Below are 25,765 nucleotides of genomic sequence, written 5' to 3'. Positions count from 1 at the left end.
CGATTGTCAGTGGCCGGGTGCAGGATGGGTGGCATGGTCAGCTCCGCACATCGAGCCCTCGACGGCTTCTCGCCCGCGACCCGCGGCTGGTTCACGGGGGCGTTCTCCGCGCCCACCGCGGCCCAGGCGGGCGCGTGGCAGGCCATCCGCGAGGGCTCGGACGTGCTGGTGGTGGCCCCCACAGGCTCGGGCAAGACACTGGCCGCGTTCCTCGCCGCCCTGGACCAGCTGGCCTCGACTCCACCCCCGGCCGACCCGAAGAAGCGCTGCCGGGTGCTGTACGTGTCACCGCTGAAGGCGCTCGCGGTCGACGTCGAGCGGAACCTGCGCAGCCCGCTGACCGGTATCCGCCAGGAGTCCGTGCGCCTGGGCCTGCCCGAGCCCGAGGTGAAGGTCGGTATCCGCTCCGGCGACACCCCGGCCGCCGAGCGGCGGGCCCTGTCCACGCGTCCGCCGGACATCCTGATCACCACCCCCGAGTCCCTGTTCCTGATGCTCACGTCGGCCGCACGTGACGCGCTGACCGGCGTGGAGACGGTGATCCTGGACGAGGTGCACGCGGTCGCGGGCACCAAGCGCGGCGCGCACCTCGCGCTGTCCCTGGAGCGGCTGGACGAGCTGCTGCCGAGGCCGGCCCGCCGGATCGGCCTGTCGGCGACCGTGCGCCCGGTGGACGAGGTGGCCCGGTATCTCTCGCCGCGCCGCAAGGTGGAGATCGTCCAGCCGAAGTCCGGCAAGGAGTTCGACCTCTCGGTGGTCGTCCCGGTCGAGGACATGGGCGAGCTGGGCGGTTCCCCGGCGGCCGACGGGAACGAGGGGGCGGAGAAGCCGTCGATCTGGCCGCATGTGGAGGAGCGGATCGCCGACCTGGTCCAGGCCCACCGCTCCACGATCGTGTTCGCCAACTCCCGGCGCCTGGCCGAGCGGCTGTGCAACCGCCTCAACGAGATCGCCTACGAGCGGGCGACCGGCGAGACGCTGGAGGAGCATCATGCCCCGGCCGAGCTGATGGGCGGCTCGGGCGCGGCCCAGGGCGCGCCCCCGGTGATCGCCCGCGCGCACCACGGATCGGTCTCCAAGGAGCAGCGGGCCCTCGTCGAGGAGGACCTGAAGGCGGGCCGGCTGCCCGCCGTGGTCGCCACCTCCAGCCTGGAGCTGGGCATCGACATGGGCGCCGTCGACCTCGTCGTGCAGGTCGAGTCCCCGCCCTCGGTGGCCTCCGGGCTCCAGCGCGTCGGCCGCGCGGGGCACCAGGTGGGCGCCGTCTCCACCGGCGTGGTCTTCCCCAAGTACCGGGGCGACCTGGTCCAGTCGGCCGTGGTGACCGAGCGGATGCGCACCGGTGCCATCGAGTCCCTGAAGGTCCCCGCGAACCCGCTGGACGTGCTGGCCCAGCAGCTCGTCGCCATGACGGCACTGGACACCTGGCAGTTCGACGACCTGCTCGCCACGGTCCGCCGCGCCGCCCCCTTCGCCTCGCTGCCCGAGTCGGCGTTCACGGCGACCCTGGACATGCTCGCGGGCCGCTACCCGTCCGACGCGTTCGCCGAGCTGCGCCCGCGCGTGGTGTGGGACCGCGTGGCCGGCACGGTCACCGGCCGGCCGGGCGCCCAGCGCCTCGCCGTCACCTCCGGCGGCACGATCCCCGACCGCGGCCTCTTCGGGGTCTTCCTCGCCGGTTCCGACCCCAAGAAGGGCGGCGGCCGGGTCGGCGAGCTGGACGAGGAGATGGTGTACGAGTCCCGGGTGGGGGACGTCTTCACACTGGGCACGAGTTCCTGGCGCATCGAGGACATCACGCGCGACCGGGTGCTGGTCTCCCCCGCGCCGGGCGTGCCGGGAAGGCTGCCGTTCTGGAAGGGCGACCAGCTGGGCCGGCCGCTCGAACTGGGGCGCGCGGTGGGCGCGTTCCTGCGCGAGGTCGGCTCGCAGCCCAAGGACGACGCCCGGCCGCGCCTGCTCGCGGCGGGCCTGGATGCGTGGGCGGCGGACAACGTCCTGTCCTACCTGGACGAGCAGCGCGAGGCCTGCGGCCATGTCCCGGACGACCGCACGATCGTGGTCGAGCGCTTCCGCGACGAGCTGGGCGACTGGCGGGTCGTCGTCCACTCCCCCTTCGGCGCCCAGGTGCACGCCCCCTGGGCCCTCGCGCTCGGCGCCCGCCTCTCCGAGCGGTACGGCATGGACGCGCAGGTCATGCACGCCGACGACGGCATCGTGCTGCGTCTGCCCGACGCCGACCTGATGGGCCTGGACCTGCTCGACCAGGAGCCCATGAGGGCGGGCACCCCCCTCGACACGGCGATCGACAGCGAGCAGGCTCCGGTGGGCGCGGCGGACGTCGCCTTCGACAAGGGCGAGGTCGACCAGATCGTCACCGACCAGGTCGGCAGCTCGGCCCTGTTCGCCTCCCGGTTCCGGGAGTGTGCGGCCCGCGCGCTGCTGCTGCCGCGCCGCAACCCCGGCAAGCGCACGCCCTTGTGGCAGCAGCGCCAGCGGGCGGCCCAACTGCTGCAGGTGGCGAGCGAGTTCGGCTCGTTCCCGATCGTTCTGGAAGCGGTCCGCGAGTGCCTCCAGGACGTCTTCGACGTCCCCGGCCTCGTGGAGCTGATGGGCGACATCGAGTCCCGCAAGGTCCGCCTGGTCGAGGTCACCACTCTGGAGCCCTCCCCCTTCGCCCGCTCCCTCCTGTTCGGGTACGTCGCCCAGTTCCTGTACGAGGGCGACTCCCCGCTCGCCGAGCGCCGCGCCGCCGCGCTGTCCCTGGACTCCCGGCTGCTGGCCGAGCTGCTGGGCCAGGCGGAGCTGCGCGAGCTGCTCGACGCGGAGGTGCTGGCCGAGCTGGAGCGCGAGCTGCAGTGGCTGACGGAGGACCGGCGCGTCAAGGACGTGGAGGGCGTGGCCGACGTGCTGCGTCTGCTCGGCCCGCTGACCGACGCCGAGCTGGCCGAGCGGGGTGCCGAGGCGCCGTGGGCACGGGAGCTGGCCGGCGCCCGCCGGGCCATCCGGGTCCGCATCGCGGGCAGGGACCACTGGGCGGCCGTCGAGGACGCGGGCCGGCTGCGCGACGCGCTCGGCACGGCGCTGCCGGTCGGTGTCCCCGAGGCGTTCACCGAGCCGGTGAAGGACCCGCTCGGCGACCTCCTCGCGCGCTACTCCCGCACCCACGGTCCCTTCACGTCGGCCACCGCGGCGGCCCGCTTCGGCCTGGGCGTGGCGGTCACCGAGGGCGCCCTGCAACGGCTGGCCGCGAACGGCCGTGTCGTACAGGGCGAGTTCCACCCGGCGGGCATCGGCCAGGAGTGGTGCGACGCCGCCGTACTGCGCCGGCTGCGCCGCCGCTCCCTGGCCGCGCTGCGGCACGAGATGGAGCCGGTGTCGCCGGCCGCCCTGGCACAGTTCCTGCCGCAGTGGCAGCACATCGGCAAGGGCCACGGACTGCGCGGCATCGACGGACTGGTGCGCGCCATCGAGCAGTTGCAGGGCGCCTCCGTACCGGCCTCCGCGCTGGAGAAGCTGGTCCTGCCCTCCCGCGTGGCGAGCTACACACCGTCGATGCTCGACGAACTCACCTCCGCCGGCGAGGTGGTGTGGGCCGGAGCGGGCGCCCTGCCCGGCAAGGACGGCTGGGTCTCCCTGTACATGGCGGACGCGGCCCCGTTGCTCCTGCCGCCGCCGCATCCCCTGGAGCTGACCGCGCTCCACCAGTCCGTCCTTGACGCGCTCTCCGGCGGCTACGGCCTGTTCTTCCGCCAGATCGCCGACCAGGTCCGCGCCACCACCCACCCCGACGCCACCGATCCCCAACTGGCCGACGCCCTGTGGGACCTGGCGTGGTCGGGGCGGCTCACCAACGACACCCTCGCCCCGATGCGCTCCCTGCTGGGCTCGGGCCGTACGGCGGGCTCGACGGCGCACCGCGCCAAGCGCGCCGTCCCGCGCGGCCGCTACGGCTCCCTGACGGCCGCCGCCCGCCCCGCCTCCCGCACCGGCCCGCCCACGGTGGCCGGCCGCTGGGCCCTGCTCCCTGCGGCCGAGCCGGACGCCACGGTGCGCGCCCACGCGCTGGCCCGCACTCTCCTCGACCGGCACGGCGTGGTCACCCGGGGGGCGGTCGCCGCGGAGGGCGTCGAGGGCGGCTTCTCGGCGGTGTACCGCGTGCTGTCGGCGTTCGAGGAGAGCGGTCAGGCGCGGCGCGGCTACGTGGTCGAGGGCCTGGGGGCCGCCCAGTTCGCGATGGACGGCGCGGTCGACCGCCTACGCGCGGTGTCCAACGCCCGCGAACGCGGCGAGGGCCTGCCAGCCCCGGGCGTCCCGTACGGCTTCGGCAGCGGAAACCCGCTGTTCCCGGACGGCGGCCACACCACCCCGAACGTCTTCGACCAGGCCGACGCCGGACTCGACCACCCGGGCCTCGACGGCGACTTCATCTGGCCGCCCGGGGACCACCCGGCCATGTCCGGCGACTTCACCCGGCCACCCGAGAGCCGTCGCGCCGACGAGTACGTCTCCCCCCGCGACCTCGCTCCCGCCGACCCCTTCGCCGCCCCCGGCCACGGAGGCCCCCGTGGCGGCGGCGCGGTCTCCCCGTACGGCTCACCGGCGAACCGCGGCTTCGGCGACCGCCGTACGCGCTCGTCGTCCCCCGACCCGCGCGCCGTGGTCCTCGCCGCGGCCGACCCCGCCAACGCCTACGGCGCGGCACTCACCTGGCCCGAGCCGCCGAACGGAGCCGGGCACAAGCCGGGCCGCAAGGCGGGTTCCCTGGTCGTGCTGGTGGAGGGCGAGTTGACGCTGTACATGGAGCGCGGCGGCAAGACGCTGCTGGCCTGGCCCTCCGACCCGGACGCCGCCGCCACCGACGATCCACGGCTGGGTACGGCCGCCGAGGCCCTGGCCGCGGCAGCCCGCGCGGGCTCGCTCGGCACGGTCACGGTGGAGCGGATCAACGGCGCCCAGGCCCTGACCTCTCCCCTGGGCACCCTGCTGGAGGCAGCGGGCTTCATCGCCACGCCGCGCGGTCTGCGCCTGAGAGCCTGAGCACGGCGATCCCGGGCCACATCGGCCCCCCGCGCACGGCCGCCCGGCGTCACCCCACCGTGGCACCCTTGACGCATGCCCGAAGGTGACACGGTCTGGCAGGCCGCGCGGCGGCTGCACGAGGCCCTCGCGGGCAAAACGCTGACCCGCAGCGACTTCCGGGTGCCGAAATACGCGACGGTCGACCTCACGGGCCGTACGGTCCTGGGCACGACCCCGCGCGGCAAACACCTGCTCACCCGCTTCGAGGGCGACCTGACCCTCCACACACACCTGCGCATGGAGGGCGCCTGGAAGGTGTACGGCACTGACGAGCGCTGGCGGGGCGGCCCGGCGCACCAGATCCGGGCGATCCTCGGCACCGCCGACCGCACCGCCGTCGGCTATCGCCTCCAGGTGCTGGAGTTCCTGCGCACCGGCGAGGAGGAGCGCGTCGTCGGTCACCTCGGCCCCGACCTGCTCGGCCCGGACTGGGATCCCGAGCGTGCCCTCGCCAACCTCCTCGCGGACCCCGCCCGCCCCCTCGGCGAGGCCCTGCTCGACCAGCGCAATCTCGCCGGCATCGGCAACGTCTACAAGAGCGAGCTGTGCTTCCTGCTCGGCGTGACGCCCTGGCTGCCGGTCGGCGCCCTGCCCGCGGACCGCGCCGCCAAGCTGCCCGCCCTCGCCAAGAAGCTCCTGGAGGCCAACCGCGACCGCCCGGTCCGCCAGACCACGGGTCTGCGCCGGCAGGACCTGTTCGTGTACGGCCGCACATCCCGCCCCTGCCTGCGCTGCCGCACGCCGGTCCGGGTGGCCGATCAGGGCGACGGATCCCAGGAGCGCCCCACCTACTGGTGCCCGTCCTGCCAGACAGGCCCCGCACCGGCACCGGGGACGGCGCAGCGGTGGCGCAACCGCTATCCCCGTCCGACTAATTGACGGACCGTCAGAAACGCTCGTACCGTCCCTGTATGCCCCTCAAGGCGTACGACCTCACCGGACGCACCGCGTTCGTCACCGGAGCAGCCGGCGGCATCGGCCGAGCCTCCGCCGTCCTGCTCGCGTCGGCGGGAGCCGCGGTGCACTGCGCCGACCTGGACGCGGACGGCCTGCACGGCACGGCCGAGCTGATCGAGGACCGCGGCGGCACGGCCCGCACACACGTCGTCGACGTCACCGACCGGACCGCCCTCACGACGGCCGTCCGTTCCTGCGGGCGCCTGGACGTCATGGCCGCGATCGCCGGGATCATGCACAGCAGCCCGGTCCTCGAGACCCGGGACGAGGACCTGGACCGGGTCCTGAACGTCAACTTCAAGGGCGTGCTGCACGCCTGCCAGGAGGCGGCCCGGCTGATGCTCGCCCACGGCACCCGGGGCAGCATCGTCACCATGGCCTCCGGTGCGGTCGACACCGGCGGCCCCGGACTGCTCTGCTACGGCGCGGCGAAGGCGGCCGTGATCCAGCTGACGAAGACGCTGGCCACGGAGGTCGGCCGGCACGGTATCCGGGTCAACGCGGTCGCGCCGGGCTGGATCCGGACGCCCATGACCGACCGTCACGACCGGGAGGCACAGGCGCACACCGAGTCCCTGATGGCCCGGATGTCCCCGCTGGGCCGGGTCGGCGAGCCGGACGACGTCGCGCACACGGTGCTGTACCTGGCATCGGACGCGTCGGCGTTCACGACGGGTCAGATCCTGCGTCCGAACGGGGGCGTGGCGATGCCCTGGTAGCGTCCTCGGCCCGCCAGGCGGCCGCCCACCGCCCCGTTTCCACGGCTCCCACCGCACGCCTCTTGGACACACAGTGCACCGGCAGTACGCTCAGCCCCCATCCGCTGACCGCGACGGCCCCTTCGAGCACCCCTGCGCCGGACCCCACCGCGATCCGCAGCACCGCCCACCACCAGACCGCCCCGAGCCCGAGCGCGGCCCCCCAGCGCAGTATCCGCCCCACCATGGCCGCCACCTCCAGCGGGAAGCTAGAACGTCTCGTGACCCGCGCGGGAGGCGCACCGAGGGCTCACCGATGCAACACCGGGCACTCCGACACGCTCACGCGTTCTCCGCCTGGAACATCCAGTGATGCTTCTCCAGGTCCGCCGTGATCCCGATGAAGATGTCCTGGGACACCGGATCCGCGTCCCCGGTCCCCTGAACTCGCTCCCGCATCCGGGTGATCACCGCGCCGAGGGCGTCCACCATCGTGCGGACTGCGTCCGCGTCCTTGATCCAACCGGCCGGAGCGGTCCCGATACCGCTGGCGGAGGCCACCGTGGCCGCGCGCCCGTCGGGCGGGACGCCGAGGGCGGACGCCCGCTCGGCCACCGTGTCGGAGTGGGTGCGGGCGGAGTCGACGACCTCGTCGAGCTGGAGGTGGATGGACCGGAAGCGGGGGCCGACGACGTTCCAGTGGATCTGCTTGGCGACCAGCGAGAGGTCCACCAGGTCGACCAGGGCGCCGTGCAGCGCCTCGGACACGGTCTTCAGTTCGTCATCGGGCAACGGGCTCTTCACGACGTACATCCAGTTCCCTCCGGCGGTTTCGGCGCAGGCACGTCCCTCCACGATGACCGCCCCACCGAATACCGGCAAATGGAGGCAAAAGAGACGCAAATCACACGCCCGGAGCAAAACGAAAACCCCGGCCGGGCTTCCCCAGGTCTCCCTGGGGAAGCCCGGCCGGGGCTTCACACCTTCCGGGTCGCTAAGCCGCGCCCACGGACGTCACGCGGCGACCACGTCCACCGCCCCGGCGGGCGCCTTGATGGTCACCCGTTCCGGTGGCACGCCAGCCACCGACACGGAACCCAGCACCGGACGGACCGGCGTGGGCACGGGCTCGGTGGCCGCGGCGGACTGGGCCAGCTCGGCGAGCGCCAGTTCGTCGCTCACCTCTCGCATCAGTTCCGACATCCGTACGTCCAGCGCGTCGCAGATGGCGGAGAGCAGCTCGGAGGAAGCCTCCTTCTGCCCCCGCTCCACCTCGGAGAGATAGCCGAGTGAGACTCGGGCGGACGAGGAGACTTCGCGCAGAGTACGGCCCTGGCGTTGGCGCTGCCGACGCAGCACGTCACCAAGCAGGCGACGGAGCAGAATCATCGGTGGCTCCCTCCTCGGACCGCGTAGCCGCATCCTTCTCGCCCCACCGTACCGCCTCGCGCCGCGGCCGTGCGGGGAGCGATGTCGTGTTCACTCAGGGCTGTAAACATCAAAACCCCCCGTTCCGTTCCGTATCCTGTGCCCGCTCATTCCCGGTCTGTTCGCCCGCAAGCTCCCTCAGAAGCAGTGCGAGTACGCTCCGTACACTCTCCATACGAATTTCCGCACGGTCGCCGTTCAACCGCAGGGCCGCCACTTTTCCGCCACCGGCAGAACCGGAGTCGGAGATGAGGGGCCCGTCGACGGCCACGAAGACCGTCCCGACGGGCTTGCCGTCCTGCGGTTCGGGCCCGGCGACCCCGGTCGTCGCGATACCCCAGTCGGCTCCCAGGGCCTTGCGGACCCCGGCCGCCATCTGGGCCGCGACCTGCGAATCCACCGCCCCCTGCGCCGCCAGCAGAGTGGCGTCGACCCCCAGCAGCTCGTGCTTCAGCTCGGTGGCGTAGGCGGTGACCGAACCCCGGAAGACCTTGGACGCCCCAGGGACGGCCGTGATCTCCGCCGCGACAAGACCACCGGTGAGCGACTCCGCGACGGCGAGGCTCTCGCCCCTCACGGTCAGTAGTCGCACCAGTTCGGTGGCCGGGGAACTCACGCTTGCTTCTCCTCCAACGCGGCCGCGCGCTCGGCGATTCCCTGCCGGCGCAGCACAATGGCTTGTCTCACGTAGTCGAGGCCGGTGACGACGGTGAGGACGACCGCCACGGCCATCACCCAGAACCTCAGGGTGGCCAGCCACCCCGTCAGTGCCAGGACGTACATCCCGACGGCCACGCCCTGGGTGAGCGTCTTGAGCTTGCCGCCCCGGCTCGCGGGGATCACGCCGTAGCGAATGACCAGAAAACGCATCAGTGTGATGCCGAGTTCCCGGCCGAGGATCACGGCCGTCACCCACCACGGCAGATCACCCAGGGCGGACAGACAGATGAGCGCCGCCCCCATGATCGCCTTGTCGGCGATGGGGTCGGCGATCTTCCCGAAGTCGGTGACCAGGTTGTAGGTGCGCGCCAGATGCCCGTCGAACAGGTCGGTGATCATGGCGACGGCGAAGGCCGCCCAGGCCAGCGAGCGCCAGGCCGGGTCGTAGCCGCCGTCCGCCAGCATCAGCGCCACGAAACCGGGCACCAGCAGCAGCCGGAGCATCGTCAGCAGATTGGCGACGTTCCACAGGCTGGCCTGGTTGACGGCCGCGGCCGCGATCTTCGCGCCGCGCGCGGGCTTCGCACCTTCGGCAGCGGAGTCGGAAGCAGAACCGGAGACCTCGGAAACAGCGCCGTCGTCAGCGGCGGCGGAACCCCGTGCGCCCTGCGCGCCGGAGGAGCCGCCCGCGGCGGATGCCGGGACTCCGGTCATCTGCCCGCCTCCTCACTACACGCGAGCGAGCCGGTCAGCGGCTCGGCAACCAGGTCGACACCTTCCGTACCGACCACCTTCGCCTCGACCATACGTCCGACGCTCAGGCCCTCGCCGCTCGTGAGCAGCACCTGCCCGTCCGTCTCCGGCGCCTGGTGCGCCGCACGGCCGTACACGCCCTCCTCCTCGTCCACGGACTCCACGAGGACGCGCACGGTCTCGCCGACGCGCTCCTCGGCGCGCTGCGAGACGAGATCCTCGGCGAGCCGGGAGATGTGGGCCAGGCGCTCGGCGACGACGTCCTCGTCGAGCTTGTTCTCGTACGTCGCCGCCTCCGTGCCCTCCTCGTCGGAGTAGCCGAAGACGCCGATGGCGTCCAGACGGGCGCCGTTCAGGAAGCGCTCCAGCTCGGCCAGGTCCGACTCGCTCTCGCCGGGGAAGCCGACGATGAAGTTGGAGCGCACACCGGCCTCGGGAGCCTTGCTGCGGATGGTGTCCAACAGCTCCAGGAAGCGGTCGGTGTCCCCGAAGCGGCGCATGGCGCGCAGTACGTCGGGCGCGGAGTGCTGGAAGGACAGGTCGAAGTAGGGAACGACCTTCGGGGTGGACGTCAGGACGTCGATCAGCCCCGGGCGCATCTCGGCCGGCTGCAGGTAGCTCACCCGCACCCGCTCGATGCCGTCGACCTCGGCCAGCTCCGGCAGCAGGGACTCCAGCAGGCGGATGTCGCCCAGGTCCTTGCCGTAGGAGGTGTTGTTCTCGGAGACCAGCATGATCTCCTTCGCGCCCTGCTCGGCCAGCCACCGCGTCTCGTTCAGCACGTCGCTGGGGCGGCGGGAGATGAAGGAGCCACGGAAGGACGGGATGGCGCAGAAGGAGCAGCGCCGGTCGCAGCCGGAGGCGAGCTTGACCGAGGCGACCGGGGCGCCGTCCAGGCGGCGGCGCAGGGGCGCGCGGGGGCCGGAGGCGGGTGCGACCCCCTCCGGGAGGTCGGACGGGCCGTGGCCGGGCAGCGCGACGGAGGCGGCCGACTCCTGCCGCTCGGCCGGGCTGATCGGCAGCAGCTTGCGCCGGTCACGCGGGGTGTGGGAGGCGTGGACACCGCCGGACAGGATGGTCTGCAGGCGGTCGGAGATGTCGGCGTAGTCGTCGAAGCCGAGCACACCGTCGGCCTCGGGCAGCGCCTCGGCGAGCTCCTTGCCGTACCGCTCGGCCATGCAGCCCACCGCCACGACGGCCTGGGTTCTGCCATGGTCCTTGAGGTCGTTGGCCTCCAGCAGGGCGTCGACGGAGTCCTTCTTGGCGGCTTCGACGAAGCCACAGGTGTTGACCACGGCGACGTCGGCGTCCGCGGCGTCCTCGACGAGCTGCCAGCCGTCCGCCTCCAAACGGCCTGCGAGCTCCTCCGAGTCCACCTCGTTACGGGCGCAGCCGAGAGTGACGAGAGCGACGGTACGGCGTTCAGGCATGGGCTCAAGACTACTTCGTCTGTCAGACACCCCATGTCGAAGGGGTTGGCCGATCTTGGCCAACCCCTTCGCGTCCGCTCCCCCAAGGGCCTGTCATCCGGCCTCGGGGTCGCCCTTCGTGTACGTGAGGCGTTCCACAGCGCCCGGCTGGAAGTTGTCCTCGATCTTCTTTCCGTTGACGTAGAGCTGGATCGCGCCGGCGTCGCCGAGGATCAGGTTGATCTTGGAGCTGTCCTGGAAGGTCTTGGACTCGCCCTTCTTCAGCAGCCCGTCGAAGAGCATCCGGCCGTTGTGGTCCTTGGCGGAGATCCAGCTGCGTCCGCCCGCCGCACTGACCTGGACGGTCACCTTGTCCTGCGGGGCGGCCGCGATGGCGCTGTCGGACGCCTCGGAGGTGGGTGCGGCGGGCTTGTCCTTCTTGGGCGTGGGCGAGGCGGCCTTGCTGGGGGTGGGCGAGGTGGCGCCGTCGGCCACCTGTGACTTGGCGTCGCTCCCGCTGTCGCCGCCCTTGAAGGCGGTGAATCCGACGAAGCCGACGACGGCGACGATCGCGGCGACCATGGCCGCGGTCCAGTTGGGCCCGCGCCGCTCGGGGCGGATACGTTCCGCCTCGAACAGGGGCGCCGCCGGAGTGGGTGCGGGCCGCCCGCCGTGCGCCGCGTCGTACTGCGCGATCAGCGGTGCGGGGTCGAGGTGTACGGCCTTGGCCAGCGTGCGGATGTGCCCACGGGCGTACACGTCTCCGCCGCAGGGGGCGAAGTCGTCCGCCTCGATGGCGTGCACGATGGCGATGCGGACACGAGTGGCGCTGCTGACGTCGTCGACGGTGAGCCCGGCCTCGATGCGCGCCTGCTTCAGCGCGCGTCCCACTGAGGGACGGGCTTCCTCGGACGCGTCCTGGAACGGGCGCTCGTCTTCAGGGGAGTTGCCGATGGACACGGGGGCGCCTTTCGAGCGGGTGAGCCACCTGTGCTGGAGGTTCAGTCTAGGGGGGTGCGAAAGAGTGGGGCGACCGGGCGGTGCGATTTGTACGCCATCGGAACGGCCGCTCATCCCAACGGCGGGCCAGGCGCAAAACCCACAGTGAGCCCCGAGCCTGTCCTTTCGCTCAACTTGACGTGCGACAAAGGGAAACGGTTGCTCGCCGTTCTCTAACGGGTGGATCACGGTCCTGCCGCCACCCGGCGTAAACCCGACACGCCGGGCGGCCCGCTGCCCTACCCGTCAGACTCCCCGCGAATCAGCGCGAGCACGCCGTCCAGTTCGTCAGGTTTCACAAGAACGTCACGTGCCTTGGAGCCCTCGCTGGGCCCGACGATGTTCCGGGACTCCATCAGGTCCATGAGCCGCCCGGCCTTGGCGAAGCCGACGCGCAGCTTGCGCTGGAGCATGGACGTCGACCCGAACTGGGTGGAGACCACCAGCTCGGCCGCCTGGCACAGCAGGTCGAGGTCGTCGCCGATGTCCTCGTCGATCTCCTTCTTCTGCTTCGTGCCCACGGTGACGTCGTCCCGGAAGACCGGCGCCATCTGGTCCTTGCAGTGCTGCACGACGGCCGCGACCTCGGCCTCGGTCACGAACGCGCCCTGCATACGGGTCGGCTTGTTCGCACCCATCGGCAGGAACAGGCCGTCGCCCTTGCCGATCAGCTTCTCGGCGCCGGGCTGGTCGAGGATGACCCGGGAGTCGGCCAGCGAGGAGGTGGCGAACGCCAGCCGGGAGGGCACGTTGGCCTTGATCAGGCCGGTCACCACGTCGACCGACGGGCGCTGGGTGGCGAGCACCAGGTGGATGCCGGCCGCGCGCGCGAGCTGCGTGATGCGCACGATCGCGTCCTCGACGTCCCGCGGCGCGACCATCATCAGGTCGGCCAGCTCGTCCACGATCACCAGCAGGTACGGGTACGGGTGCAGCTCCCGCTCGCTGCCCTCGGGCAGCTTCACCTTGCCGTCGCGGATGGCCTGGTTGAAGTCGTCGATGTGCCGGAAGCCGAACGCGGCCAGGTCGTCGTAGCGCAGGTCCATCTCGCGTACGACCCACTGCAGCGCCTCGGCGGCCCGCTTGGGGTTGGTGATGATCGGCGTGATCAGGTGCGGGATGCCCTCGTAGGCGGTCAGCTCGACGCGCTTGGGGTCGACCAGGATCATCCGGACGTCCTCCGGGGTCGCCCGCATCATGACCGAGGTGATCAGGCAGTTGATGCACGAGGACTTGCCGGAACCGGTCGCACCGGCGACGAGCATGTGCGGCATCTTCGCCAGCGAGTGCATCACGTACCCGCCCTCGACGTCCTTGCCGAAGGCGACCAGCATCGGGTCGTCGTCCTCGGCGGACTCCGCGAGGCGCAGCACGTCGCCGAGGTTGACCATCTCCCGGTCGGTGTTCGGGATCTCGATGCCGACCGCGGACTTGCCCGGGATGGGGCTGATGATCCGCACGTCCGGGCTGGCCACGGCGTACGCGATGTTCTTGGTCAGCGCGGTGATCCGCTCCACCTTCACGGCGGGGCCGAGCTGGACCTCGTAGCGGGTGACCGTCGGGCCTCGGGTGAACCCGGTGACGTCGGCGTCCACCTTGAATTCGGAGAAGACGTTGCGCAGGGAGTCGACGATCGCGTCGTTCGCCTCGCTGCGGGCCTTGCCCGGGCCTCCGCGGGTGAGGAGGTCCAGCGACGGCAGCGAGTAGGTGATGTCCCCGGAGAGCTGGAGCTGCTCCGCGCGCGCGGGCAGGTCACGGGGCTCCTCGGGGGCCGCCTTCGTGAGGTCGGGGACGCTTGCGACCTTCAGCTTCTCCTGCTTGGGGCGCCCGGCGGGCGCGGGAACCGGCGCCGACGTGGGCTCCGGCGACGGAGCGGGCACCGGTGTGGTCTCCTCGCGGTCGCCCACGCTCACGCCCTGGGTGAGGTCGGCGACGAGCGGGGACGGCGGCATGCCGTGCAGAACGGCACCGTCGAGGGCGGCAGCGGCGGCGGCCGCGACGTCCACCGCGTCCATCTGGCGCTGCAGATCGGGCTGGGGCACCGCGGAGCGCCGGGGGCGGCCGCGGCGCTGCGAGAGGGCCTCTTCCTCGGCGTTGCCGGGGTCGTACGCCTGGGGGGCGCTCCGGCGCTTTCGGGCGCGCGTGGGCAGCTCCTCGCGCCACTGCTCCTCGTAGCGCGTGTCGTCCTCGGAGGGCTCGTACTCCTCCGGGTCGGGCAGCAGGCCCAGGCGCACGCCGAGTGCGCGCAGCCGCTGCGGGATGGCGTTGACCGGTGTGGCGGTCACCACCAGCAGCCCGAAGATCGTCAGCAGCACCAGCAGCGGTACGGCGAGCACCTCGCTCATGGTGTACGTCAGCGGGGTCGCCGCAGCCCAGCCGATGAGGCCGCCGGCGTCCCTTATGGCCTGCATGCCTGCGCTGCGGGCGGGCGAGCCGCAGGCGATGTGGACCTGGCCGAGCACGCCGATGACGAGCGCGGACAGGCCGATCACGATCCGCCCGTTGGCCTCCGGCTTCTCCGGGTGCCGGATGAGCCGTACGGCGATCACCGCGAGCAGTATCGGCACCAACAGGTCGAGTCGGCCGAAGGCGCCGGTGACCAGGATCTCCACCAGGTCGCCGACGGGGCCTCGCAGATCGGCCCACGTACCGGCGGCGACGATCAGCGCGATGCCGAAGAGCAGCAGCGCGACGCCGTCCTTGCGGTGGGCCGGGTCGAGGTTCTTCGCACCCTGCCCTATGCCCCGGAAGACGGCGCCGACCGCGTGCGCGAGACCGAGCCAGACGGCGCGCACGAGCCGGTACACACCCCCCGTGGGATTCGGTGCCGGCTTGGGGGGCGCGGCCTTCTTGGCCGGAGCCTTCTTGGCGGGCGCCTTCTTGGCCGGAGCCTTCTTCGCGGCGGCCTTCCTCGCCGGAGCCTTCGCGGGAGCGGCCGCCTTCTTCGCGGGCTGCTTCTTGGCTGCGGAGGGACGTGAGGCCATGGGTGTGAGGTTACCGGGGGAGACGACAGTGGACACGCGTGCCCACTGCTTCACCCGTTCGTGTCGCCCCTGCCGGGGCGCGGAACTGACGCACGCTCATGGGTAACTGCGCTCCCCGCGAGCGTCAGTTCTGCGTCGACACCGACGCGGTCCCGCTGCCCGTGCCGGGCTCCAGCGCGTCGAGCGCGCGGCGCAACCCGGTGAGTTTGCGTTCCAGATGGGCCGCCGTGGCCACGGCGGCCGCATCCGCGGACTCGTCGTCCAGCTGCTTGGACAGCGCCTCCGCCTGCTCCTCGACGGCCGCGAGCCGCGCGGACAGCTCGGCGAGCAGCCCGGCCGACTCCTTGCCGCCGACCGCGCCCTTGCCGCCGCCCTCCAACTGGAGCCGCAGCAGTGCCGCCTGCTCGCGCAGCTGGCAGTTCTTCATGTACAGCTCGACGAAGACGGACACCTTCGCGCGCAGCACCCACGGGTCGAACGGCTTGGAGATGTAGTCGACCGCGCCCGCCGCATAGCCCCGGAAGGTGTGGTGGGGACCGTGGTTGATCGCGGTGAGGAAGATGATCGGGATGTCCCGGGTCCGCTCCCGCCGCTTGATGTGCGCGGCGGTCTCGAAACCGTCCATGCCCGGCATCTGGACATCCAGCAGAATGACCGCGAAGTCGTCCGTGAGCAGTGCTTTGAGCGCTTCCTCCCCGGACGATGCCCGCACCAGCGTCTGATCGAGCGCAGAGAGGATGGCCTCCAGCGCCAGCAGATTCTCCGGCCGGTCATCGACCAGGAGGATCTTGGCCTTCTGCACCATGGCCCGCCCTCCTCGCCCCGGCGGTACACCGGGCGCCGCCCCAGGGGACGACTCCCTTTCGCCGCCCGTCCTTGTGCCGGTCATCGTAGCCGCACCCCGCCCGTCGCCACACCCTGTCACCGCGATGTCACTGTGCACGCAACGGAAACGCCGCGAGAGACCGGAAAGTTCCCGGAATCCGGGATTCCCATACGTCCCCGGTCCCTTCGGAACGACAACTCCGTGTGCACGCCCAGGGTTCCCGCAGCGTTCACATCCGCGCCGGTCATCCCGTCACTCCTCACGCATCCACTGCCGCATGACCGTCAGCAGATGGTCCGGATCGACCGGCTTCGTCACATAGTCGGAGGCGCCCGACTCGATCGCCTTCTCCCGGTCGCCCTTCATCGCCTTCGCAGTCAGCGCGATGATGGGCAGCCCGGCGAACTGCGGCATCCTCCGGATCGCCGTGGTCGTCGCATAGCCGTCCATCTCGGGCATCATGATGTCCATCAGCACGACCGCCACGTCGTCGTGCTGCTCCAGCACCTCGATGCCCTCGCGGCCGTTCTCGGCGTACAGCACCGACAGCCCGTGCTGCTCCAGGACGCTGGTGAGCGCGAACACGTTGCGGATGTCGTCGTCGACGATCAGCACCTTCTCACCGCCGAACCGCACCGCGCGGGCCGGCTGAGGCGTGCTCTCCTGCTCGCCGACCGTCGCCCACTGCTCGGGCCGGTACTCGACCGGCGGCAGGCTCCGGCGGCGGCGCCGGAAGAGCGCGGCGGCGCCGTTCTGCGTCTCCTGGTACGACTTCACCTCCGCCGGCGTCTCGATCTCCACGGCGGACAGCTCGGACGACCGCCCGACCGCGGAGGCGACCAGCTCGCCGGCCTCCAGCGGGGTCACGGACTGCTGGTAGCCCTGCGGCGGGAGTTCGCTCGGGTGCAGCGGCAGGTACAGCGTGAACGTCGAGCCGCGGCCCGGCTCGCTCTGCGCGTGGATCTCACCGCCGAGCAGCTGCGCGATCTCCCGCGAGATCGACAGGCCGAGGCCCGTGCCGCCGTACTTGCGGCTGGTCGTGCCGTCCGCCTGCTTGAACGCCTCGAAGATCACCCGCATCTTGCTGGCCGCGATACCGATGCCAGTGTCGGTCACCGAGAACGCGATCAGCGGCGCGTCCGGATCACTGAGCGAGCCGGCCTCCAGCAACTGCTCACGGATGACCTGCGGCACACCGGTACCGGCGGGCCGGATCACCAGCTCCACCGACCCGGAGTCGGTGAACTTCACCGCGTTCGACAGCAGGTTCCGCAGCACCTGCAGCAGCCGCTGCTCGTCGGTGTGCAGGGTCGCGGGCAGCTCCGGAGAGACCCGTACGGACAGGTCCAGGCCCTTCTCCGCGGTCAACGGCCGGAAAGTGGCCTCCACGTAGTCCACGAGCTGGACGAGCGCGATACGCGTCGGAGAGACGTCCATCTTGCCCGCCTCGACCTTCGACAGGTCGAGGATGTCGTTGATCAGCTGGAGCAGGTCGGAGCCCGCGCCGTGGATGGTCTCGGCGAACTCCACCTGCTTCGGGGTGAGGTTGGTGTCCGCGTTGTCCGCGAGCAGCTTGGCCAGGATCAGCAGCGAGTTGAGCGGTGTGCGCAGCTCGTGCGACATGTTGGCGAGAAACTCGCTCTTGTAGCGCATCGACACCGCGAGCTGTTCGGCGCGCTCCTCCAGGACCTGCCGCGCCTCCTCGATCTCGGTGTTCTTCACCTCGATGTCCCGGTTCTGCCGGGCCAGCAGCTCGGCCTTCTCCTCCAGTTCGGCGTTGGAGGCCTGCAGCGCCTTCTGCCGGTTCTCCAACTCCGCCGACCGCTCACGGAGTTGCTCGGTCAGTTCCTGCGACTGCTTCAGCAGCTGCTCGGTCTTGGTGTTGACCGAGATGGTGTTGACGCTGGTCGCGATCATCTCCGCGATCTGGTTGAGGAAGTCCCTCTGGATCTGCGTGAACGGCGTGAAGGACGCCAGCTCGATCACGCCGAGCACCTTGCCCTCGAAGAGGACCGGCAACACGATCACCTGGGCGGGCGGGGCCTCGCCGAGCCCGGAGGAGATCTTCAGATAGCCGCTCGGCGCGTTCTCGACCAGGATCGTGCGCTTCTCCTTGGCGGCCGTGCCGATCAGCGCCTCACCGGGCCGGAACGACGTCGGCATGGAGCCCATCGAGTAGCCGTACGAGCCGAGCATCCGCAGCTCGTAGCGGTCCTCGGCGTCGCCGCTGAGGTCCTGGCCGTCCATCAGCGGCATCGTCAGGAAGAACGCGCCGTGCTGCGCGGAGACCACCGGCGTCAGCTCGCTCATGATGAGCGAGGCCACGTCCTCCAGGTCCCGGCGGCCCTGCATCAGCGCGGAGATGCGGGCGAGGTTGCCCTTGAGCCAGTCCTGCTCCTTGTTGGCGATCGTGGTGTCGCGCAGGTTGGCGATCATCTTGTTGATGTAGTCCTGCAGTTCCTGGATCTCGCCGGACGCGTCGACGTCGATCTTCAGATTCAGGTCGCCGCGGGTCACCGCGGTCGCCACGCGCGCGATGGCGCGCACCTGCCGGGTCAGGTTCCCGGCCATCTCGTTCACCGACTCGGTGAGGTCCCGCCAGGTGCCGTCGACGTCACGCACGCGTGCCTGACCGCCGAGCTGCCCCTCGGTGCCCACCTCGCGGGCGACCCGGGTGACCTCCTCGGCGAAGCTGGACAGCTGGTCGACCATCGTGTTGATCGTCGTTTTCAGCTCGAGGATCTCACCGCGGGCGTCGATGTCGATCTTCTTCGTCAGGTCACCCTTGGCGATGGCCGTGGTCACCATGGCGATGTTGCGCACCTGACCGGTCAGGTTGGACGCCATCTGGTTCACGGACTCGGTGAGGTCCTTCCACGTACCGGCCACACCCGGTACGTGCGCCTGACCGCCCAGGATGCCGTCCGTGCCCACCTCACGGGCCACCTTGGTGACCTGGTCGGCGAACGAACTCAGCGTCTTCACCATCGTGTTGAAGGTGTCGGCGAGCTGCGCCACCTCACCGCTCGCCTCGATCGTCACCTGACGCGTCAGGTCACCGTTGGCGACGGCCGCGGCCACCTGGGAGATGTTCCGCACCTGCATGGTCAGGTTGTTGGCCATCAGGTTGACGTTGTTGCTCAGGTCCTTCCAGATGCCCGTGACACCCGGAACGTGCGCCTGGCCGCCCAGGATGCCCTCGGTGCCCACCTCACGGGCCACCCGGGTCACCTGCTCGGCGAAGCTGGACAGCTGGTCGACCATCGTGTTGACGGTCGTGACGAGCTCGAGGATCTCGCCCTTCGCGTCGACGGTGATCTTCTTGGAGAGGTCGCCCTTGGCGACCGCCGTCGTGACCTCGGCGATGTTGCGCACCTGGATGGTCAGGTTGTTCGCCATGAAGTTCACGGACTGCGTGAGGTCCTTCCAGGTGCCGGAGACGCCCTGGACCTCGGCCTGACCGCCGAGGATGCCCTCCGTGCCCACCTCACGGGCCACACGCGTGACCTCCTGGGCGAACGACGACAGCTGGTCGACCATCGTGTTCAGGGTGTTCTTCAGCTCCAGGATCTCCCCGCGCGCGTCCACGGTGATCTTCTGGGAGAGGTCACCGCGGGCCACGGCGGTCGCGACCTGGGCGATGTTGCGCACCTGGGCGGTGAGGTTGCCGGCCATGCCGTTCACGGAGTCGGTGAGGTCCCGCCACACACCGGCCACGCCCGGCACCTGCGCCTGACCGCCGAGCCGCCCCTCGGTACCCACGTCCCGGGCGACCCGGGTCACCTGGTCCGCGAAGGCGGAGAGCTGGTCGACCATCGTGTTGATGGTGTTCTTCAGCTCGAGGATCTCCCCGCGCGCGTCGACGTCGATCTTCTGCGAGAGGTCACCGTTGGCCACCGCCGTCGTCACCTGCGCGATGTTGCGCACCTGCGAGGTGAGGTTTCCGGCCATGAAGTTGACGGAGTCCGTCAACTCCTTCCAGGTGCCCGAGACACCGTCCACCCGGGCCTGCCCGCCCAGCCGGCCCTCCGTACCCACGTCCCGGGCCATCCGCGTGACCTGGTCGGCGAACGAGGACAGCTGGTCCACCATCGTGTTCACGGTGTTCTTCAGCTGGAGCATCTCGCCGGAGACGTCGACGGTGACCTTCTGGGAGAGGTCACCGTTGGCCACCGCCGTCGTCACCTGGGCGATGTTGCGCACCTGACCGGTCAGGTTGCGGAACGCCGTGTTGACGGAGTCCGTCAGGTCCTTCCACGTTCCGGCCGCACCCGACACCTGCGCCTGGCCGCCCAGTTCACCCTCGACGCCGATCTCCCGCGCGACCCGGGTCACCTCGGCACCGAACGCCGACAGCTGGTCCACCATGCCGTTGACGGTGTTCTTCAGCTCCAGCATCTCGCCGGCCACGTCCACCGTGACCTTCTGCGACAGGTCGCCGCTCGCCACTGCGGTCGTCACCGCGGCGATGTCCCTCACCTGTGTGGTCAGATTCCGGAACACCGTGTTGACGGAGTCCGTCAGGTCCTTCCAGGTACCGGCCGCGCCCGGCACGTTCGCCTGCCCGCCGAGCCGTCCCTCCCCACCGACCTCGTTGGCCACACGTGTGACCTCGTCCGCGAAGATCCGCAGCGTCTCCGTCATCTGGTTGATCGTCTCGGCGAGCTGCGCGACCTCGCCACGCGCCGGAACCGTCACCTTCTGCGACAGGTCACCGTTCGCGACCGCCGTCGTGACCTGGGAGATCCCCCGCACCTGCGCGGTCAGGTTGCCCGCCATCGTGTTGACGGAGTCGGTCAGCTCCTTCCACACGCCGGCCACCCCGGGCACCTGCGCCTGGCCGCCCAGAATGCCCTCGGTGCCCACCTCACGGGCGACCCGGGTCACCTCGGAGGAGAAGGAGGACAGCTGCTCCACCATCGTGTTGACGGTGTTCTTCAGCTCCAGCATCTCGCCGGCGACATGGACGGTGACCTTGCGTGAGAGGTCACCCCGCGCGACCGCCGTCGTCACCAGGGCGATGTCGCGCACCTGAGCGGTGAGCCGGTTCGCCATCGTGTTGACGGACTCGGTCAGGTCCTTCCACGAACCGGACATACCACGCACCCGGGCCTGGCCGCCGAGTTTGCCCTCTGTGCCGACCTCGCTGGCCACGCGCGTGACCTCGTCGGTGAACGTCGACAGCTGGTCGACCAGATTGTTGACGGTACGGCCGACCTTCAGGAACTCGCCCCGCAGCGGATGCCCGGTGCCGTCGGGCGCCTGGGTGCGCAGGTCCATCCGCGGCGACAGATCACCCTCGGCGACGGCCGTCAGGACCCGGCTGACCTCCGAGACGGGCCAGACGAGATCGTCGACCAGCGCGTTGGAGTTGTCGATCGCGGCCGCCCACGAGCCCTCGCAGGCGCCCGTCTCCAGCCGTTCCGTGAGCTTTCCCTCACGCCCGACCATGCGCCGCACCCGCGACAGCTCACCGGTCAGATGCAGATTCCGGTCGGCGACCTCGTTGAAGACCGCGGCGATCTCCGACATCACACCGTCGCCGGACACCGTGAGCCGCTTGCGGAAGTTGCCGTCACGCATCGACACGAGGGCCGCCAGCAGCCGGTTCAGGGCAGCCGTGTCCACGGCGGTGGTACCGCCGTTCCTGCCCAGGGACGGTCCGCCCTTCGCGCGCGTCTTCGTGCCCCGCGTCGCTGCGCCAGACTCCACTGTGTCCCTCCCGAAGGGGTAGACCATCACTGCCGTGCTCACCGCGTCGGCCCGGCAGGCCGATCACCCGGCTTACCGGATACTTCCGCGTACTCGTTACTGCTCGGTATTTCTGTCAGACGAGATCCGGCCACACCAGGGGCTACTGCCCTCCGTACACGGAACACACGCAGCATGACCGGACCTTCATCAGAAGCTTGCCCAGTGTTTCACCCCGGCCGAACCAGGCCATAACAGTTCGGCAGCTTCGCACATCGTCCGCACACCCTGGGGGCGTAAACACCGGCGACCGGCATCCGCTCGGAGGGCGAAGGTAAGTAACCTTGCATGCGGCTGTCCAGCCACACCGGTCCGACCGGCCTGGGCGGTGGCACGAGCACGAGCGGGCATCGGAGGGGCGGCCGCAAACCATGACCACCGGACTGATCCCCGGGGGACATACCCCGGAGCCACGGCCGACGGGCGAGCGGATGCCGCAGCAGCGGCGCGAGCCGGCCGGCCACGCTGCCCTGCACGTCGACAACCGGCCGAGGAGTTTTGTGATCACCGCGCGCGCGGCCGCCAGTTTCGAGCCCGTCGGGCGGTCCGTCGCGACCGCCCGGTCCTTCGTCCGAGACACCCTCCAGGGCTGGGGCTTCGCCGACGTCGTCGACGACGCGGTGGTCCTCACCAGCGAGTTGGTGACCAACGCGGTGGTGCACGCGGGCACACACGCGGAAGTGCTGTGCCTGCGCACCGAGGACGGCGTGCGCATCGAGGTCTCGGACCGCTACCCGGAGCGCGAAGTCCCCCTGCAGGCCTCGCCGACCTCCATGGGCAGCCCCGACCGCGAAGGCGGCCGCGGCCTTCAGCTGTGCGCGGCCCTGGCCGCCCGGTGGGGCGTGGACTACACCCCCACTCACAAGAACGTCTGGTTCCATCTCGATCTGCCCGAGCGTCCGGTCGGCACCCGCGCCGCCGGCCCCTCCCTGCCTGCCGACCTCCTCCCGCTCGCCGACGGCCGGGTGCGCGTCGCGGTCCTCCAGATCGACCGGAAGGGCTCCATCAGCGCCTGGAACGAGGACGCGGAGGAGCTGTTCGGCTACCCGGCCCCCGAGGTCATCGGCAAGCCCCTCACCGACCTCGCCGCCTGGCCGCACACCCCGGGCACCGGCACCGGCATCGCCGAGGCCCTCCAGCTCTCACGCTGGGAGGGCAGTTACGGCGTCCGCGGCTCCGACGGCCGCGTGGCCCCGGTCTACGCCTCCCACCTCAGGGTCCGCGACACCGGCGGCGAACCCTCCACCGTGTGCCTCCTCGTACGGGACCACGAACGCGCCGTCCTGCAGACGCCGTTGCGCGTCCCCACCACCGACCAGACAACCGGCTCCGACGGCCAGAACACCGACCCCTTCGAGGTGTTCATCGGCTCCCCCGCCCCGGACGACCTCGACGGCCTGCTGCAGCGCACGGTCGAGCGGGCCCGCGACATGCTCGACGGCGACTCCGCGTTCCTGCTGCTCGCCACCGACGACGAGACCGAGCTGGAGGTCCGGGCCTCCACCGGCCTGCCCTCCGCCCGCCAGCGCTTCGCCCGAGTCCCGGTCGAGGCCGGCCCCGGCCGCTACGGCTCCGCGCGCATGCCCGCCGTCCACGACGACCTCACCGCCGTACCCGGCGCCGTACCGCTGCTGTCCGGCACCGGCATGCGCTCGGTCGTCACCGTCCCGCTGAAGGTCGAGGGCCGCCTCACGGGCTCCCTCGGCGTGGCGGCCGAGGCGCCCGGCCGGTACTCCAACGAGGAGGCGCTGCGCCTGCAGTTCGCCGCCGACCGCATCGCTCTGGCCGTCGAATCGGCCCGCCTCGGTGAACTGGAACGGCTGCGCCGTGGTTCCCTGAGCTTCCTGGTCGAGGCCTCCGACCTGCTGGCCGGCACCCTGGACCGCGACCAGACCCTGGCCCTGATGGCCCAGATGACGGTCCCGACGCTGGCCACCTGGTGTGCCGTCTACACGATCGCCGACCAGGCCTCCGAGCCGTACCTGTCGTACGTGCTGCACGAGGACGAGGAACTCATCGACGGCATCAAGTCGTTGCTGTCGAAGGTCCCCCCGCCCGACCCGGTACCCACGCCCGGCGCCCGGGTCTGGACCGCCCCCGGAGAGGTCGCCCACCAGGCGGCCCTGCGCTCCTCGATGCGCAGCCTCGGCCTGGCCGGCGGCCCCACCCGCCAGGTCGCCTCGGGCATCGGCCCGACGCTCGCGACGGCCTCCGCCGTCGGCGGAGAGACGGTCGTCCTACCGCTCGTCGCCCGCAACCGCGTCATCGGCATGCTGACCCTGGGCAAGCCCACCGACGAGCACTTCCGGCAGGAGATCCTCGAACTGGCCGAGGACCTCAGCCGCCGGGCCGCACTCGCCCTGGACAACGCCCGCCTGTACTCGGAGCGCACGGCCATCAGCCAGTCCCTCCAGCGCAGCCTGCTCCCGCCCGGCCTGCCGCACATCAACGGCGTCGAGGTCGAGGTCATCTACCGCGCGGCCGGTGAGGGCAACGAGGTCGGCGGCGACTTCTACGACCTCTTCCCGATCGGCAACGGCGCCTACGGCTTCGCGATCGGCGACGTCTGCGGTACGGGCCCGAACGCGGCGGCAGTCACGGGCCTGGCCCGGCACGCATTGCGCCTGCTGGCCCGCGAGGGCCTGTCCGGACCGGCGGTCCTCGAGCGCCTGAACTCCGCGATCCTCGACGAGGGCGACCGCAGCCGCTTCCTGACCCTGCTGTACGGCGAGTTGCGGCCGCAGGAGGACGGCAGCGCCGAGCTGAAGGTGGTCTGCGCCGGCCACCCCCTCCCGCTGCGGCTGCGGCAGGACGGCGCGGTGGCGGCTGCGGCCGAGCCCCAGCCGCTGCTCGGCGTCATCGAGGACCTGGAGCTGTACGAGGAGACGGTCACCCTCGACCCCGGTGACGTCCTGCTCTGCGTCACGGACGGCGTCACCGAACGCCGCGAGGGCACGCGCATGCTGGGCGACGACGGCCTCGCCGACGTCCTCACCACGTGCACGGGCCTCACCGCGGGCGCGGTCGCGGCACGCATCATGCGCGCCGTGGAACGCTTCGCGTCCGACGCCCCGTCCGACGACATGGCGATCCTGGCGATGCGGGTCCCGGGGCTTCACAAGGGCTGAGGCCCCCGGGCCCGCCCGGGCACCCGCACATACGACAAAGACCCCGCCCGATAGGGCGAGGCCTTCTTTGTTGAGCCCCCAAACGGAATCGAACCGTTGACCTTCTCCTTACCATGGAGACGCTCTGCCGACTGAGCTATGGGGGCCTTGTCGTTTTCGAGGTTTCCCTCGCGGCGACAAGAAAAGAGTACCCCGAACAGGCTCGTTTCCCAAATTCGTTCGGTGCCCGTTCAGAAGGCGGGCTGGAGCAAACCCCCAAGGGCGTTGCAGGCAGAGACGATCCGCTGCATCTCACGCTTCGTCAGGGAAGCGTCCACGGGCAGCGAGAGTGTCTCGTCCGCGGCCCGCTCGGTCTCCGGCAACGCCACACAGCGCCGGAACTCGGGCAGTCGGTGCACGGGCGTCTTCACCGGAACGCGGCACTCAACTCCCTTGGCCCGCAGGGCCCGCGCGAAGGCATCGCGGTCCGGCCGGCCATTGCCCGGCACCCGCACCACGTACTGCTGATACGTGTGTCCGTCGCCCCCGTCCGGGGTGCTCACGCCTTTCAGCTTGGCGTCGAGATAGGCGGCCCGCTCCCTGCGCTGCGCCATCTCGTCGTACGGCGCCTCGGACTCACCCTGTTCCAGCACGAGCAGCCCGTGCCGCTGTCCGACCTCGTGCAGCCGCGTGATGTCCGCGCGCCGGCCGAAGCGGTGGACGACAACGACCGCGACGGTTCGAGGAGTTACGGCCGCTTCCACGGCCGACGGGTCGAGGCAGTAGGTGACCGGATCTATGTCGGCGAACACCGGGAGCGCGCCCGCCAGGGTCACGGCCTCGGCCACTTCGACGTTCCCGAAGGCCGGTACGACGACCTCGTCACCGGCTCCGACGCCGGCGGCCCTGAGCATTGCAGCAGTACCCATGTGCTGGATGCTCGGTGCGCAACGTGAACGACACGTTAAGCAAAACGTAAAAAGGTCGGACCCTGAACCGAAGTTCAGGGTCCGACCTTTTCAAAATTTGTTCGGCGGCGTCCTACTCTCCCACAGGGTCCCCCCTGCAGTACCATCGGCGCTGTGAGGCTTAGCTTCCGGGTTCGGAATGT

15 protein-coding genes, 1 tRNA gene and 1 rRNA gene are annotated in these 25,765 nt (G+C 70.9%); 4 read left to right on the top strand and 13 right to left on the bottom strand.

Annotated elements, in window-relative coordinates; translation table 11 throughout:
• Positions 1–33 precede the first annotated feature (33 nt).
• The 3 genes from ACIF83_RS45475 (at position 34) to ACIF83_RS45465 (ending at position 6,758) form a co-directional block, all read left to right on the top strand.
• Complete coding sequence (locus ACIF83_RS45475) at positions 34–5,040, top strand: ATP-dependent helicase (RefSeq protein ID WP_399736495.1); 5,007 nt, start codon at positions 34–36, stop codon at positions 5,038–5,040.
• Positions 5,041–5,115: 75 nt separating this feature from the next.
• Entirely contained in the window at positions 5,116–5,961 is an 846-nt protein-coding gene (locus ACIF83_RS45470) for an Fpg/Nei family DNA glycosylase (protein WP_393480833.1), read from the top strand.
• A gap of 32 nt (positions 5,962–5,993) precedes the next feature.
• Entirely contained in the window at positions 5,994–6,758 is a 765-nt protein-coding gene (locus ACIF83_RS45465; protein ID WP_398141328.1) for an SDR family NAD(P)-dependent oxidoreductase, read from the top strand.
• Here ACIF83_RS45465 and ACIF83_RS45460 read toward each other — a convergent pair.
• The 10 genes from ACIF83_RS45460 to ACIF83_RS45415 form a co-directional block, all read right to left on the bottom strand.
• Entirely contained in the window at positions 6,706–6,984 is a 279-nt protein-coding gene (locus tag ACIF83_RS45460) for a hypothetical protein (RefSeq protein ID WP_393480828.1), read from the bottom strand. The two genes, ACIF83_RS45465 and ACIF83_RS45460, sit on opposite strands and share 53 nt — an antisense overlap.
• A gap of 95 nt (positions 6,985–7,079) precedes the next feature.
• Positions 7,080–7,550, bottom strand: a complete 471-nt coding sequence (locus ACIF83_RS45455) for a Dps family protein (protein WP_399736490.1) — start codon at positions 7,548–7,550, stop codon at positions 7,080–7,082.
• A 201-nt stretch (positions 7,551–7,751) separates the two neighbouring features.
• Positions 7,752–8,126 carry a helix-turn-helix domain-containing protein gene (locus ACIF83_RS45450; RefSeq protein ID WP_393480823.1) on the bottom strand — a complete coding sequence of 125 codons (375 nt, stop codon included), beginning with the start codon at positions 8,124–8,126 and terminating at the stop codon, positions 7,752–7,754.
• 109 nt (positions 8,127–8,235) lie between these two features.
• Positions 8,236–8,781 carry a CinA family protein gene (locus ACIF83_RS45445; RefSeq protein WP_393480820.1) on the bottom strand — a complete coding sequence of 182 codons (546 nt, stop codon included), beginning with the start codon at positions 8,779–8,781 and terminating at the stop codon, positions 8,236–8,238.
• A complete protein-coding gene (gene pgsA / locus ACIF83_RS45440; RefSeq protein WP_393480817.1) occupies positions 8,778–9,539 on the bottom strand; it encodes a CDP-diacylglycerol--glycerol-3-phosphate 3-phosphatidyltransferase in 762 nt (253 codons plus the stop codon). Before pgsA ends, ACIF83_RS45445 begins: the two co-directional genes overlap by 4 nt.
• Complete coding sequence (gene rimO / locus ACIF83_RS45435; protein ID WP_393480816.1) at positions 9,536–11,008, bottom strand: 30S ribosomal protein S12 methylthiotransferase RimO; 1,473 nt, start codon at positions 11,006–11,008, stop codon at positions 9,536–9,538. The genes pgsA and rimO overlap by 4 nt, the downstream gene beginning before the upstream one ends.
• A 93-nt stretch (positions 11,009–11,101) precedes the next feature.
• Entirely contained in the window at positions 11,102–11,947 is an 846-nt protein-coding gene (locus ACIF83_RS45430) for a helix-turn-helix domain-containing protein (protein ID WP_398141330.1), read from the bottom strand.
• 278 nt (positions 11,948–12,225) lie between these two features.
• Positions 12,226–14,970 carry a DNA translocase FtsK gene (locus tag ACIF83_RS45425; RefSeq protein ID WP_393480811.1) on the bottom strand — a complete coding sequence of 915 codons (2,745 nt, stop codon included), beginning with the start codon at positions 14,968–14,970 and terminating at the stop codon, positions 12,226–12,228.
• A 124-nt stretch (positions 14,971–15,094) separates the two neighbouring features.
• Positions 15,095–15,775 carry a two-component system response regulator gene (locus ACIF83_RS45420; RefSeq protein ID WP_393480808.1) on the bottom strand — a complete coding sequence of 227 codons (681 nt, stop codon included), beginning with the start codon at positions 15,773–15,775 and terminating at the stop codon, positions 15,095–15,097.
• 273 nt (positions 15,776–16,048) lie between these two features.
• Positions 16,049–21,508 (bottom strand): HAMP domain-containing protein, encoded by a 5,460-nt coding sequence (locus ACIF83_RS45415; protein ID WP_393480806.1) that lies wholly within the window; start codon positions 21,506–21,508, stop codon positions 16,049–16,051.
• 410 nt (positions 21,509–21,918) lie between these two features.
• Between ACIF83_RS45415 and ACIF83_RS45410 the strand changes: the two genes are divergently transcribed.
• Positions 21,919–24,675: a SpoIIE family protein phosphatase gene (locus ACIF83_RS45410; RefSeq protein ID WP_399736483.1), complete on the top strand. Its 2,757-nt coding sequence runs from the start codon at positions 21,919–21,921 to the stop codon at positions 24,673–24,675.
• Positions 24,676–24,748: 73 nt separating this feature from the next.
• On the opposite strand, the gene ACIF83_RS45405 is transcribed toward ACIF83_RS45410, so the two are convergent.
• The 3 genes from ACIF83_RS45405 to rrf all read right to left on the bottom strand — a co-directional run.
• Positions 24,749–24,821: transfer RNA gene (locus ACIF83_RS45405), tRNA-Thr, on the bottom strand.
• A gap of 84 nt (positions 24,822–24,905) precedes the next feature.
• Positions 24,906–25,568, bottom strand: coding sequence for a DegT/DnrJ/EryC1/StrS family aminotransferase (locus ACIF83_RS45400; protein ID WP_399736511.1), 663 nt, complete (start codon positions 25,566–25,568; stop codon positions 24,906–24,908).
• A 114-nt stretch (positions 25,569–25,682) separates the two neighbouring features.
• Positions 25,683–25,765: ribosomal RNA gene (gene rrf, locus ACIF83_RS45395) — 5S ribosomal RNA — on the bottom strand; the annotation flags it as partial.

The sequence above is a fragment of the Streptomyces sp. NPDC085866 genome (assembly GCF_044541035.1).
Taxonomy (GTDB): domain Bacteria; phylum Actinomycetota; class Actinomycetes; order Streptomycetales; family Streptomycetaceae; genus Streptomyces.
This window is presented reverse-complemented; position numbering and strand designations above follow the sequence as displayed.